Here is a 13257-nt window from a genome sequence, read left to right as displayed (position 1 = left end):
CAGATCTAACAATTAAGCAAATTTCTTAAGTTGCTCAATGTGAGGTAATGTTTGATCTTCGCCAACCATATAGCTGGCATCGGCTAACGACATCATCTCTAAATCTTCATGGCTATTGCCATAAACATAAACCAGTTCAAAATGATCTAAATTATACTGCCTTAAAACACGCTGCTTTTTTTGCTCAGAACTACAGTCGGGCGTAGTATACGCACCAGTGATGATTTGATTGCGGATATCGACTTCGGTACAAATCAGTTCAACATCGAGTAGATCAGCCAATGGTTTGAGATATAAGTCTATTGAAGCCGAGACGATCACCACTTTATCGCCACGCAACTGATGTTGTTTGAGCTGAGCGTACAGTTTCGGATCAAGATGATTCATCAATTGCTGCGCATATTCTTTTGCGAGTTGCTGAATGGGGGGCAACGGAGTATCACGAAACATGCTGTCGAATAGTTTGATCCGCATGGACGGGGCGGGGTAAAGCTTTAAATAATATGCCTGAATCCAAGGCAAAATTTTAATGCCCTGACGCACAATATGTCGTTTAGACAAGGCATAAAAAATAAAATGCGTAAAACTGTCTCTCGTGCATAAAGTGCCATCAAAATCAAAAAGTGCAAGATTTACAGTTTGATCCGTTTCGCGCGTTGCATGCATGTCTGATATCTTCCGTTTACACGTGTGGCATACCAATTTGTATTGTAATCACGACTGAGCTTTGGCCCAGAAATGACGACCTGCGGCATGATGGCGTAAGGGGCATCTTTGCCCGTTTGTTTCTCGTACAATTTAATAATAGCAATATATGTCGGTGATTGCTCAAAACTTTGAGTTTTTTCAAGTTTTAAATCTGTACGAATCTGGTTAGGTGTAATCAGAATATTGTTTTGCGTAAACAGTTTGATCAGGGCTTTTTCCGAGCTACTCTTGGTCCCCAAAACGGAACCATCTTTGCTGTAAAGCAACATGTCTCCATCTTCGGTAAGTTGCTCACCGCTAAGCTTGTTGATCATATCCTGAACAGACGCATTGCGGCTCGAATACATACCAGAGTTGTAATCTGCAAATCGATAAAGCGGCTTACTGTAATCTGCCTTATAAAGCATCAAGCGATGAATGCCATAATACAGCCCGCCATATTGAGTATATAAATCATCGCGTAAATCATTGACACTTTGCAGTTTCACACGCTTGTGCTCTTTGGCATAAACGATATTGACCTGCATAGAACCCAGTGTGGTAATCGGATTCATCTTTTCTGCAATATCCTGACCGACAAGTTTAGCCGCACCAGTAATAGCGCTCACATGATAATGGCCAGCCATATAGTCAAACATTTCTCGATACAGCACATCTAGATCTTGTTCTGTGCGTACTTTGCGCATTTGACTCATGTAATTGTCTTCTTTAGACGGTTGGTTTTTGAGAACATCTTCAAAATAACCAGCCACTGGCCCGCCTATGGTTTTGCCCAGCTTATCTTCAAATTTCTCGTTTAAACGGGTGCTGACTTCTCGAACCGACTTTTCCCCTAAGCCAGCCACCACAGGGTTTGCCACAAAATTTGATTCCTGATCGACCACCGCAATGACGGTACAGACGTTATCTTTGGTTTTGGCAATACTAAGTTTTTGCATGATTTCATCAATGTCATTGGCCCACGATTGACGGTCATGTACACGTGATGGAATCAGTTTTTTAATTTGTTCGGCTTTGAGTTCGGGTTCATCATTGCTTGACCACCATGAACTATCACTGCACCCTGCCATTGTTAGCCCTAAAAGTGCAACAGACAACGTTTTAAGCAAACCACCAGAAAGAGTTGAATCGTTCATGCAAGCAAAACACCTTGAAAAAGGATGAGTCAAAAAAGCGGATGAAGTATACTATGTTGATCGTAAAATGTATGAATATATATGTATATTGGGTCTTATCAACTGTCAAATAATTTAATCGTTGCCCCTATGGCCGGAGTAACGGATCGTCCGTTTCGTACACTGTGCAAATACTTTGGCGCAGGTCATGCCGTAAGTGAAATGATGACGGCCGATAAGACCTTGAGAATGACGAAAAAAAGTCTTTATCGTGCAAACTTTGACGGTGAGTTGGCTCCAATTTCGGCACAAATTGCGGGTTCTGACCCAGAGCAACTGGCCGAGGCAGCACGTTATCAGGTGGCTAACGGTGCTCAAATTGTCGATATCAATATGGGATGTCCCGCAAAAAAAGTCTGTAACAAGCTTGCCGGTTCAGCACTTTTACAAGACGAAGATCTGGTGGCGCGTATTTTAGACGCTGTAGTTGCGGCCGTTGATGTGCCTGTAACACTTAAAACACGGCTTGGTTTTTTAAATGGTCAAGAAAATATTTTGCGCGTGGCCAATCAAGCCGAACAATCAGGTATTGCGGCCTTGGCGTTGCATGGCCGCACACGTGAAGACATGTATTTAAATACTGCACGTTACGAACTGATTAAGGAAGTGAAATCACGCCTTAAAATTCCCGTGATTGCCAATGGGGATATTGATAGCTCAGAAAAAGCCAAATATGTTCTCGATTATACTGGTGCAGATGCCATTATGATTGGACGTGCGGCACAGGGGCGCCCCTGGATTTTTAGAGAAATTTCTCATTATTTAGCTACGGGTACACATTTAGATGCACCGACTATTTTAGAGGTGAAAGAAGTATTGTTGGGGCATCTTGCTGAACTATATGCTTTTTACGGTGAATACTCTGGATGTCGAATCGCGCGTAAGCATATTGCGTGGTACACCAAAGGCTTACGTTCGAGCAATGAGTTTCGTCAAAATATGTATCAAGTCGATAGCACATTACAACAAGCGCAGGTCGTTGAAGCCTATTTTGATGCATTGTTGGCTCAGGGAGAACGTATGAGTGATGTTCAGACCGAGCAAGTTAATTTATTAGAGGTTAGTTAATTTCTTCTGATGAGAAAATGGTCATGAATCGTGGCCATTTTATCATAATTCCAAAAAATCACTTGAGTGATAATGGGTATATAGTTGATCTTTAAATAAAAATATCGATCTAAAGATATACTGGTTCTTAAATATACATCATGAGAAAAGATTGTATAAAAGCAGTTAAAAATGAACAGTTTGAATAAATTTGATCCACTCATTTCAGTGTAGTGTGCTAATATTCATAAAAATCGATATAACGCTCCTTAAGAATTCTGTTAACGGATTAAAGATGCAAAGAAACTTAAAACGATCACGGATCATGCAGGTCGCGACGGATCTCTTTAGCTCGTTTGGATACCATGCAGTTGGGGTGGATTGGATCATTAGAGATGCCGATATCTCAAAAAATACGTTATATAAGTATTTTTTCTCCAAAGAAAATCTCATTTTAGAAGTGCTTAAAGAACGTGACCGTGCTTGCCGGGAATCACTGAGTCAGGTGATTCCGAATGAACTTCCACCCATTCAAAAGCTTGAGCTGGTATTTGATTGGCACAATGAATGGTTTACCGCAAAGAACTTTACGGGCTGTTTATTTGCTAAAGCAATTAATGAGTTTCCTAGTAAAACAAATGAAATCAATAGAGTTGCTACACAGCAAAAAGAGCAGTTAATTCACAAGATCGAACAGATTTTAAGTGAACTCATGGATGATACTCAGGCAAAAAATGTAGCACCGATCATGATGATGTTGCTCGATGGCGCTACACTTTCGGCCCAGATTATTGGCAATCGGCATGCGGCCCTAGATGCTTGGAACGCAGCAAAACGCCTTATCCAACAGACTTAACATACTTGAGTAGGCTGTCGTAGTATTCCTGACAGGTTTTCAAGCGATAGACCACACCAAGTAAAATATCGCGGCTGACATCACGCTCTTTTAAGATCGGCGCGATGACGTAATTGAGCCAGCCTTGAGAATGTTCGATGTCGATCTCAGAATGTTCAGAGTAGTAACGATATAACCATTCAGTTAAGCCATGACGCTGGCATGCGACTTGAACTTTAAGGTAAGACTGTGGATCGATAATTTCGGTCGCAGCCATAATGCCGAGTAAAAGGTAATAATGCTTTCTGTTTAAGGATGCCAGCATAAACAGGTTATAGCCTGCCATTTTTTGCCAAGAATCATGCGCAGGAAATGACGCTTTATTATCCAGATTGAAATGCTCCATCAAGTCATTAAACATGTTGACGTGCGTTTCTTTGCGGTCGCCTTTACCAGATTCGTCCCAAAGATTTTTGATCATTTCCATGCGTGCAGTTGCAGGCGAATTTAAAAGCGTCAAAATGAGCAAATCGAAGAAGCGGATATTCAGCTCATAGTCACTATGGAAAAAAGCATACAGCTGACGATCGGTTGCCTCATGAGCCAGAAAATCAAACAAGGGATGAGCCGATAAATTCTTGCTCTCGCATAGCTGCATAATTGTGTCTGAAATATCACCAGCTGAATGGTCTAGCTGATAAATCGAATCCAGATTTAAATGATTTAACCAGTATTCTTCAATGGTGTTGCGTAGTGCATAAAAAAATGGCTGATGCTGATTCAGTGCTTCTGAAGAAAGCGGGTCTGAGATTTGCAGATTATACAATTGGTAAAGTGATGAGTGAATTTCGTAGGCGGCTTGATCATCTTTCGCAACAAAGGCTCTTTCAAGCGTAGATTCAACTAACTTTAGAAAATCTTGTTCAAAATCGGGATCTGATTGGAGAAATTGATTCATTTCGGTGCATTGAATCATATGCTGAAGACTAATATGCACTGGATATTTCAATAAACAAGCAACATCCGTGATGGACAACGCGGCTGAAGATTCTGCTGGTGTTAAAAGCTTTTCCATAATTCTACCAATACATTATTTATTAAACGGTTTGACACGTGAGCGTGCCCTAAACCGCAACAGAATATACAGGAATTCAATTCAAATATGGCTATTAAAAACAGCCAAAATCTTAAAAAATAAACTTAAAAAACTGACGCTAAATATAAAGAAAGATGATTTTTGTTAAAAATAAGCAATTGAAATAAATAAACTTATAGATACTATTTTAATATAGGCTCTAAAAAAATTAACTGCACATTTCTAGTAAAATTTGATTGATCAGATCGGTGGCTTCTAACTCACGGATTTGCGCAACATGACTGCCAGCCCAAAATGCACCGTATTCATGATGTCCGTGTGTAGCCGCCAGTTGATGCAATTGTTTGGCCAGATCATACGTATATGGATAAGCCGGTACATTTGGACGCTGAGGATGATCACATTCAGTATGCCAGCGATTGATAATACCGCGAGCAGGGCGTCCTGAAATACTGGCAGTAATTTGCGTGAGTGGTTGCTGTCGAAGTGCTTGTCGGTATGCCGCATTGGCGTTTGAAGTTTTACATTGAACAAATGCCGTACCAAGTTGTACCGCAGCCGCGCCCAGTCGCATCATGTATTTCGCTTGCTGACCCGTCATGATCCCACCTGCGGCGATGACTGGACATTGACAATGCTGGTGAATCAGTTGAACCAGATCGGCTGTATTAATGGCTGCATCAATAGTGGGATTAAAAATACCCCGATGTCCACCTGCTTCAATCCCTTGCGCAATGATGATGTCGATCCCCGCAGCCTCAATGGCTTTTGCTTCTGCCAGATTGGTTGCACTAACCAGTGTGACAATACCCGCCGCTTTTAAGGCCTGAATTTGATAGGCATGGGGAAGGCCAAAATGAAAGCTCACTGCTTGGGGCGCAGTAGCCAAGACCAATTCTAAAAAGTCGTCATTTTCTAAAAAACTAGGATAGATACGGTTTAAGGTGGATGGCGGCGTGGCATTAAAACGAGAAAATTCCGGGCTTAAAAAATCAATCCATGCACGGGCATGCTCAGCATTAAGTACTTCTGGCGTATGGCAAAAAAAGTTAAGTTGAAAAGGTTGATCGGTCAGTGTCTGTGTATGTTCGATTTGCTTTTTTGCATCATTTAGGGTGCTGGCACCTAAGCCTAAAGCGCCTAAACCACCTGCATTTGAAACCTCTGCTGCAAGTTCGGGGGTCGAAACTCCCGCCATCGGTGCAAGTAAGATGGGATGTTTAATCTTGAGCAACGATAATAATGACATCCTTTTTTATCCTTATGCGATGGTTCAAAAGCTTGCAATGATTTATGCAGCATATTTATGAGATGAATTATTATTCTACGTTAAATAAATTTTTGTGAAAGATAAAGCAGTTTCAGCACTTGAAATACTATTCAATAAAATGAGAAAGATCATGATGACAGGTTTAAAATGATGCAGGTTATGTTATGCATCAAAACATGACATAAACTACATTATTTTGTACTCAAATGATGCATAAAAAATTCTTATTAAGAATAATAAAACTTTTAAAACTCTAAAATATTGAAAATTTAAATAATTCATTCATGGCATGTTCTTTGCTCTAAAAAAATAACTGACAACTTTGCAGGAGATGAAGACATGAAAATCGACAGTGGATTCAAAATCAAGAATATACGTTTGATTGGTCAAACGACCTGTGAACTGTATATGGAAAATACTGAAACATCATGTGTGAAAGGCTGGATTATCAATTGTAATCACGTATTTGTGCATCAATTTCATGATCAGTTAAATCAATTATGCCAGTCTGCCAATCCATTCGATTCATTGTTGCAACTCAAACAATTTCATACCGTCGAAGTGTTGTGCTAATTCCACGCTTTATGTGGATAGTCCAAATCGGGATTATCCATGTTTTTGCACGTCTGTATATTTATAAGTAATTGATAATCATATATAAAAAATATTCCCCACAATAAAAAATTTTTCAAATTCACTAGACGAGAGATTTATTTTCTTATATAAATTACCAAAAGGAAACTTAATTTCCTGATAGTAAACTTACCGATGTTTGCCGATTGCATTGATTACATCGTTAAGTGTCTCGAATCTGTTAATTGGGGAAACATCATGGCCAACGATCTTGTCGATCAGTATGTTCTAAAAATCTCTTGTCCTGCTGCCTCGGGTATTGTGGCTGCTGTGTCGAATTGTTTAGCTGGAAATAATTGCTACATTAGCGAGATGGCACAATATGACGATGAAATTACAGGACGTTTTTTTAGCCGTATTGTATTTCGTTTTAACGAAGGGCAAGGAGATTTGGCATTACTCAAAGAAAAGTTTGCAGATGTCACAATGAAATTTGCAATGAAGGCAGATTTTTACGAAAAGAAAAATCCGATGAAAGTGTTGATCATGGTGAGTAAGTTTGATCACTGCTTGTTGAATTTGTTATATCGACATCATAAAGGTGAGCTGGATTTTCACATTACTGCCATTGTTTCCAATCATCTGGACTTACGTGCCATCGCCGAGCGTGAAGGGATTCGCTTCATTTATTTGCCAGTGACCAAAGAAACTAAACAGCAGCAAGAACAAGAACTATTAAAAATTGTCGATGAAACCAAAACTGAATTGGTCATTTTAGCGCGCTACATGCAGATCTTATCCAATAGCTTATGTACTCAATTATCTGGACGTGCAATTAATATTCATCATTCATTCTTACCGGGTTTTAAGGGTGCTCGGCCGTACCATCAGGCCTTTGAACGAGGCGTCAAGCTGATCGGCGCAACTGCACATTTTGTCACCAGTGATTTAGATGAAGGTCCGATTATTGAGCAGGAAGTACAACGTGTTGACCATGCGTATATGCCAAATGATTTGGTCTCTGTTGGACGCGATACTGAAACCGTCGCACTTTCTAAAGCAGTGAAATATTTTGTCGAGCATCGCGTTTTTATGAATGATGACCGTACGGTGGTGTTCAAATGAGTCTTGTCTTATTAAAACAGCACAGTCCCAAAATCATTGATGGTAAAGCCATTGCGCAAAGCGTACTTGATGAAGTCAAGTCAGACGTTGAGCGTTATACGGCTCAGGGTGTTGAGCCATGTCTAGCTGTTGTGCTGGTTGGAGAAGATCCAGCAAGTCAGGTGTATGTACGTAATAAAGTTCAAAAAGCGGCATATGTTGGGATTCGTTCATTGGAATTTCGCTTTGATGCTGACCTGAGTGAAGATGAACTGCTTACACAAATTGATCGGCTAAATGCAGATGGCAGCATACATGGCATTTTAGTGCAGTTACCTTTACCTAAACAAATCAATGAAACTCGCGTGCTTGAACGCATTCACCCACAAAAAGATGTGGATGGTTTTCATAGTGAAAATGTGGGGGGCTTAAGTCAAGGACGTGATGTTTTAACACCATGTACACCGACGGGCTGTATTCGTTTACTTAAAGACAGCTTAGGTGATGATTTAAGTGGTTTACATGCAGTTGTAATTGGGCGCTCCAACATTGTAGGCAAACCGATGGCGGCATTATTGCTCCGCGAAAGCTGTACGGTCACGGTTGTTCATTCCAAAACCCGCAACATTGAGCAGGTCTGTCAGCAGGCCGACATTGTAGTGGCGGCTGTGGGCAAAGCCAATATGGTTAATGCATCGTATCTAAAAGCCGATGCCGTGGTGATTGATGTGGGCATTAATCGAATTATGACACATGAAAAAACACGCTTGGTTGGGGACGTCGATTTTGAAGATGCCTTGCCGATGGTCAGTGCGATTACCCCTGTGCCTGGTGGTGTAGGCCCAATGACCATTGCGTATTTGATGAAAAACACCTTGCAGGCAGTACGTTTGCAGCATCCACAAATATAAATGATGAAAAGGCGTTATGACACGCCGCGGAGAAATACACCATGCCTTTGAGTCTGCTGAAGTATGGATTAAGTGATGAGTATCCTGTGGAAGTGGATTTGCCACCCCCTAAGGAACTTAAGTCTCATTATGACGTTGTGATTATGGGTGGAGGTGGACATGGTTTGGCGATAGCCTACTATTTATCGAGATATCACGGCATCAGTAATGTTGCGGTACTGGAAAAATCATATTTGGGCGGCGGTAATACGGCACGTAATACGGCAGTGATTCGTTCCAATTATTTGACTTCAGACGGTGTGAAGTTTTATGCCGAGTCGGTTCGGATGTTTAAAAATCTATCAAATGAATTTGATTTTAACATTATGTACTCCGAGCGTGGTCAATTGACCTTGGCGCATACAGATTCGACAGTTCGAGCATTTCGTCAGCGTGCAGAAGTCAACAAGCATTTTGGTGGGCGCACTGAAATGATTGATCGAAAGCAAATTAAGGAGCTGGTGCCATGTCTCAATCTAGATCCCGCACATTTACCTGTATTGGCTGGGTTATGGCATATCGATGGTGCGACAGCGCGTCATGATGCTGTCGCGTGGGGATATGCTAAAGAAGCTGCAAAGCGTGGTGTGGAAATTCATCAGCTCACTGAAGTGCAAGATTTTGTGGTGCAAGGCAATCAGGTCACGGCAGTTAAAACCAATCGCGGTATGGTGCAATGTGGCTGTGTGGTTCAGGCCATTGCGGGTGCGTCTTCAATCTTAATGAATAAGCTCAAGATCCGCGCGCCGATTCATACCTATCCTTTACAGGCCATGGTTTCACAACCTTTTAAGCCATTTATCAATCCGCTGGTAAGTTCTTCCGCGCTGCATTGTTATGTGCAGCAAACCAGTCGGGGAGAAATTGTATTTGGTGGGGGATCAGACCCGTATCCGTTGTACAACACGCGCTCCACCCTAGATTTAAAAGAAAGCCTGCTTGCCCATGCGATTGAAATGTTTCCGTTTATGGCCAATGTCAAGCTCATGCGTCAATGGGCGGGAATCACGGATATGACCCCAGACTATAGTCCGATCATGGGGAAATCGCCGTATGACAATTACTATCTGGATGCAGGTTGGGGCACTTGGGGCTTTAAATCGACGCCTATTTGCGGCAAAACCATGGCAGAGCTGGTCGCAACAGGGCGTACCCCCGACCTGATCAAGCCATTTGAGCTGTCGCGTTTTAGTCGTTTTCAACAAGTCAATGAAATGGGCGCGACTGCGGCGAGCCATTAAGGAGAATATGAAATGAAAATTATGCATTGTCCTTTAAATGGGCCACGAAATATCAGCGAATTTACCTACGGTGGTGAGTTTAAAGAAATGCCGGATCAGAATACGTGTAGTGATCTGGAGTGGGCAGATTATGTATTCAATACTGACAATATTGCAGGCGTGGTTTTGGAGTGGTGGATGCATACCCCGAGCAGTTACTGGTTCATTGCACAAAGACATACCGTGACCGATGAAATTTTAAGAACTTTTGATCCTAAAGAAATCTTTGATCGACGTGTTGAATTTTCTGCAGTCAAAACCAGCGCATCTGCTACACCTATGAAGGAGTCTTTGACATGAGTAATCTTGCTTTACAACGGCTTCCGCATCCGTACGGTCGTATGATCGATCGTACCCAAGTCGTAGCGTTTGAATTTGATCATCAAAAATATCAAGGCTTTGCAGGGGATAGCATTGCCAGCGCCTTAATTGCCAATCAGCGCTGGGTTATGTCGCGCTCTTTTAAATATCATCGTCCACGTGCACCATTGACCATGGCTGGACAAGATGCCAATACCTTGATTCAGCTTCCAGAAGAAGCGAATGTTTTGGCAGATACCACAGACATTCAACCGCTATTACGTGCCGCTGGGCAAAACTTTTCAGGTTCTTTATTGAAGGATTCTGATGCATTTTTAGGTAAGTTTTCTAAATTTATGCCTGTTGGCTTTTACTACCGTGCGTTTTACAAACCTAAGGGTGTGTGGAAACTCTGGGAACCATTCATTCGTAAAAAAGCAGGTTTGGGTGTTCTGGATTTAAACTTTGAACCAGAATACTACGACAAAGCCTATCTGTTTCACGATGTAGTCGTGGTCGGTGGTGGGCCAGCAGGTTTGCAGGCGGCATTGTCTGCTGCAGAGCAAGGCGCCAAGGTACTTTTGGTCGAGCAAGAGAAATTGTTGGGTGGCAGCCTGAATTATGCACGCTTTGATGTTGAAGGAGTGGTGGCCGATCAGCTACGTGAGCAACTGGTAAACGCCGTCACTGCACATGCCAACATTCAAGTCATGACGCAGGCAGTATGTAATGCATGGTTTACCGACCATTATTTGCCTGTGATTCAGGGTAAGCGCATGTATAAGGTGCGCGCCAAGCAATGCATTGTGGCTAGCGGTAGCTTTGATCAACCTGTAATCTTTAGAAATAATGATTTACCAGGGGTGATTCTGACCAGCGCAGTACAACGTCTTATTAAATTATACGCAATTAAACCTGGACAAAAAGTTGTCATTTTAACTGGTCATGATGATGGTTATTTGGCAGCACTGGACATGCTTGAAGCAGGTATAGACGTGGTTGCGGTGGTCGACTTGCGTGAAGTTCCACGTAATAAAGCCGCCTATGGTGCGGTCAAAGCCAAAAATGTGGCCTGTTATCTGGGCAGTACCGTATTTGAAGCTTTACATGACAAAACCATGCATCGCGTTCATGGTGTTGATATTCGAAAAATTGTATCTGAAGGTCAAGTCGCTCAAGAGATAAAAAAACTGGATTGCGACGTACTGTGTATGTCTTCTGGATACATGCCCGTGTACCAACTGCTCTGCCAAGCAGGTGGAAAGCTGAGTTATAACGATCAAAAAGCCGAGTTTCATCTTTCAGGCTTGCCTCAAGGTTTACATGTCACAGGCTCAGTCGAGGGTATACATGCCATTGAGCAGGTGGTGGAGCATGCAAAATATACGGGCACACTGGCTGCACAGTATGCTTTAGGACAGCCGCTTAATATTCAATGGCCTTCAAATACTGTATTAAAAAACAATCCAGTCAATTTTCCTTGGCCGATTTTTGCCCATCCTAAAGGCAAAGAGTTTGTCGATTTTGATGAAGATTTACAAATTCGAGATATCGTCAATGCCACCAAAAGTGGTTACCGCGATATCCAGTTGGTGAAGCGCTTTTCAACGGTTGGCATGGGGCCATCGCAAGGTCGTCATTCAGCACTGCCCACAGCTCGTTTGGTCGCTAAGTCGACTCAGCGCAGTGTAAGTGAAACAGGGGTGACCACAGCCCGACCTCCATTTACTGTGGAAAAACTGGCACATGTCGCAGGGCGTAGTTTTGATCCGTATCGCCAAACTCCGATGCATGCGCAACACCTTGAAGCAAACGCCACCATGATGCCGGCAGGAAATTGGCAACGACCAGCCTTTTATGGTGATGCGGCACACCGATTACAACATATTGAAAATGAAGTGAAGCATGTACGCAATCAAGTGGGCATGATTGACGTTTCTACGCTCGGCGGGCTTGAAATTCGTGGGCCAGATAGCGCTGAATTCATCAATCGGCTTTATACCTTTGGCTTTACAAAGTTGCCAGTGGGGAAAACCCGCTATGCCGTGATGTCGAATGAGCACGGTGTAGTGATTGATGACGGTGTTGCAGCGCGCTTGAGTGAGCATCACTTTTATGTGACCGCCACTACAAGTGGTGTCGATCGTATCTATCAACAAATGCTGAAATGGAATGCACAGTGGCGTTTGAATCTAGACATTACCAATGTGACCACCGCGTTAGCCGCGGTGAATATCGCAGGCCCACAGTCACGTGCGGTGATGCAAAAAGTGTGTCACGATGTTGATTTGTCAAATACGGCGTTTCCATATTTAGGTGTAAGGGAAGGACATATACAGGGCATTCCTGTACGTATCTTGCGAGTTGGCTTTGTAGGCGAGTTAGGCTATGAAATTCACTTTCCGGCACGCTATGGCGAGTTTATGTGGAATCACCTCATGCAGGCTGGTCAGGCATTTGATATCAAGCCATTTGGCGTAGAAAGCCAGCGTCTGTTACGTCTGGAAAAAGGTCATATCATCATTAGTCAGGATACCGATGGCATGACTCATCCTCAGGAGGTTGATCTAGGATGGGCCGTTGCCAGAAACAAGCCTTGGTTTGTGGGCAAGCGTTCAATTGCAATCCTTGAGCAACAACCCTTAAAACGTAAATTGGTGTCATTTGTACTCGATAAATCGCAGGAAAAACCCTTAGAAGGACATATTGTGCTTGAGGGTGAGAATATTTCTGGAAATATCACCTCATGTGAATATTCACCTACGCTCGATAAAATTATTGGAATGGCTTATGTCGGAATTGGGCAAAGTGAAGTTGGACAGCAATTTCCAATTCGTGTTGAGAAGGGCGCAATGGTGCATGCCACTGTGGTGAAAGCGCCATTTTATGATCCAGAAAATCAGCGTCAGGAGATTTAAC

General features: G+C 42.5%; 12 protein-coding genes. 8 read left to right on the top strand and 4 right to left on the bottom strand.

The genetic code is table 11. The features are described from left to right. Positions 1–12: 12 nt before the first annotated feature. Together L2096_RS01370 and L2096_RS01365 are read right to left on the bottom strand one after the other, a co-directional pair. Positions 13–666: an HAD family hydrolase gene (locus L2096_RS01370; RefSeq protein WP_076032054.1), complete on the bottom strand. Its 654-nt coding sequence runs from the start codon at positions 664–666 to the stop codon at positions 13–15. Then, the gene (locus L2096_RS01365) at positions 633–1844 is read right to left on the bottom strand and encodes a DUF1615 domain-containing protein (protein ID WP_004939195.1); all 1212 of its coding nucleotides are present in this window, start codon (positions 1842–1844) and stop codon (positions 633–635) included. The genes L2096_RS01370 and L2096_RS01365 overlap by 34 nt, the downstream gene beginning before the upstream one ends. Before the next feature lie 81 nt (positions 1845–1925). Between L2096_RS01365 and dusB the strand changes: the two genes are divergently transcribed. Next, positions 1926–2951 (top strand): tRNA dihydrouridine synthase DusB, encoded by a 1026-nt coding sequence (gene dusB / locus L2096_RS01360; protein WP_250364743.1) that lies wholly within the window; start codon positions 1926–1928, stop codon positions 2949–2951. 274 nt (positions 2952–3225) lie between these two features. Further along, entirely contained in the window at positions 3226–3786 is a 561-nt protein-coding gene (locus L2096_RS01355) for a TetR/AcrR family transcriptional regulator (RefSeq protein ID WP_250364742.1), read from the top strand. On the opposite strand, the gene L2096_RS01350 is transcribed toward L2096_RS01355, so the two are convergent. Both L2096_RS01350 and L2096_RS01345 read right to left on the bottom strand, forming a co-directional pair. Continuing rightward, positions 3770–4840 carry an iron-containing redox enzyme family protein gene (locus tag L2096_RS01350; RefSeq protein WP_151796276.1) on the bottom strand — a complete coding sequence of 357 codons (1071 nt, stop codon included), beginning with the start codon at positions 4838–4840 and terminating at the stop codon, positions 3770–3772. The genes L2096_RS01355 and L2096_RS01350 overlap by 17 nt on opposite strands. 229 nt (positions 4841–5069) lie before the next feature. Beyond that, the gene (locus tag L2096_RS01345; protein ID WP_250364741.1) at positions 5070–6110 is read right to left on the bottom strand and encodes an NAD(P)H-dependent flavin oxidoreductase; all 1041 of its coding nucleotides are present in this window, start codon (positions 6108–6110) and stop codon (positions 5070–5072) included. Positions 6111–6470: 360 nt separating this feature from the next. Between L2096_RS01345 and L2096_RS01340 the strand changes: the two genes are divergently transcribed. The 6 genes from L2096_RS01340 (at position 6471) to L2096_RS01315 (ending at position 13256) form a co-directional block, all read left to right on the top strand. After that, positions 6471–6704, top strand: coding sequence for a hypothetical protein (locus L2096_RS01340; protein WP_004939183.1), 234 nt, complete (start codon positions 6471–6473; stop codon positions 6702–6704). A gap of 258 nt (positions 6705–6962) precedes the next feature. Next, complete coding sequence (gene purU, locus L2096_RS01335; RefSeq protein WP_004939180.1) at positions 6963–7829, top strand: formyltetrahydrofolate deformylase; 867 nt, start codon at positions 6963–6965, stop codon at positions 7827–7829. Then, positions 7826–8719 (top strand): bifunctional methylenetetrahydrofolate dehydrogenase/methenyltetrahydrofolate cyclohydrolase FolD, encoded by an 894-nt coding sequence (gene folD, locus L2096_RS01330; RefSeq protein WP_212515724.1) that lies wholly within the window; start codon positions 7826–7828, stop codon positions 8717–8719. Before purU ends, folD begins: the two co-directional genes overlap by 4 nt. A 41-nt stretch (positions 8720–8760) precedes the next feature. Beyond that, positions 8761–9999: an FAD-dependent oxidoreductase gene (locus L2096_RS01325; RefSeq protein WP_250364740.1), complete on the top strand. Its 1239-nt coding sequence runs from the start codon at positions 8761–8763 to the stop codon at positions 9997–9999. Positions 10000–10011: 12 nt separating this feature from the next. Continuing rightward, positions 10012–10338, top strand: coding sequence for a sarcosine oxidase subunit delta (locus L2096_RS01320; protein ID WP_004939172.1), 327 nt, complete (start codon positions 10012–10014; stop codon positions 10336–10338). Beyond that, positions 10335–13256, top strand: a complete 2922-nt coding sequence (locus L2096_RS01315; RefSeq protein ID WP_250364739.1) for an FAD-dependent oxidoreductase — start codon at positions 10335–10337, stop codon at positions 13254–13256. The genes L2096_RS01320 and L2096_RS01315 overlap by 4 nt, the downstream gene beginning before the upstream one ends. The last annotated feature ends 1 nt before the right edge of the window (position 13257 follow it).

This window comes from Acinetobacter sp. ACZLY 512, assembly GCF_023614015.1.
Classification (GTDB): Bacteria; Pseudomonadota; Gammaproteobacteria; order Pseudomonadales; family Moraxellaceae; genus Acinetobacter; species Acinetobacter soli.
The sequence above is the reverse complement of the archived record's forward strand: the minus strand, read 5'-3'. Positions and strand labels throughout refer to the sequence as shown.

Bases quoted from the DNA above. Each gene is read 5' to 3' on its own strand.
- L2096_RS01315 (WP_250364739.1), top strand. From the start codon at position 10,335: ATGAGTAATCTTGCTTTACAACGGCTTCCGCATCCGTACGGTCGTATG.
- dusB (WP_250364743.1), top strand. From the start codon at position 1,926: ATGTATATTGGGTCTTATCAACTGTCAAATAATTTAATCGTTGCCCCT.
- L2096_RS01365 (WP_004939195.1), bottom strand. From the start codon at position 1,844: ATGAACGATTCAACTCTTTCTGGTGGTTTGCTTAAAACGTTGTCTGTT.
- L2096_RS01325 (WP_250364740.1), top strand. From the start codon at position 8,761: ATGCCTTTGAGTCTGCTGAAGTATGGATTAAGTGATGAGTATCCTGTG.
- folD (WP_212515724.1), top strand. From the start codon at position 7,826: ATGAGTCTTGTCTTATTAAAACAGCACAGTCCCAAAATCATTGATGGT.
- L2096_RS01370 (WP_076032054.1), bottom strand. From the start codon at position 666: ATGCATGCAACGCGCGAAACGGATCAAACTGTAAATCTTGCACTTTTT.
- L2096_RS01320 (WP_004939172.1), top strand. From the start codon at position 10,012: ATGAAAATTATGCATTGTCCTTTAAATGGGCCACGAAATATCAGCGAA.
- L2096_RS01355 (WP_250364742.1), top strand. From the start codon at position 3,226: ATGCAAAGAAACTTAAAACGATCACGGATCATGCAGGTCGCGACGGAT.
- L2096_RS01340 (WP_004939183.1), top strand. From the start codon at position 6,471: ATGAAAATCGACAGTGGATTCAAAATCAAGAATATACGTTTGATTGGT.
- L2096_RS01345 (WP_250364741.1), bottom strand. From the start codon at position 6,110: ATGTCATTATTATCGTTGCTCAAGATTAAACATCCCATCTTACTTGCA.
- purU (WP_004939180.1), top strand. From the start codon at position 6,963: ATGGCCAACGATCTTGTCGATCAGTATGTTCTAAAAATCTCTTGTCCT.
- L2096_RS01350 (WP_151796276.1), bottom strand. From the start codon at position 4,840: ATGGAAAAGCTTTTAACACCAGCAGAATCTTCAGCCGCGTTGTCCATC.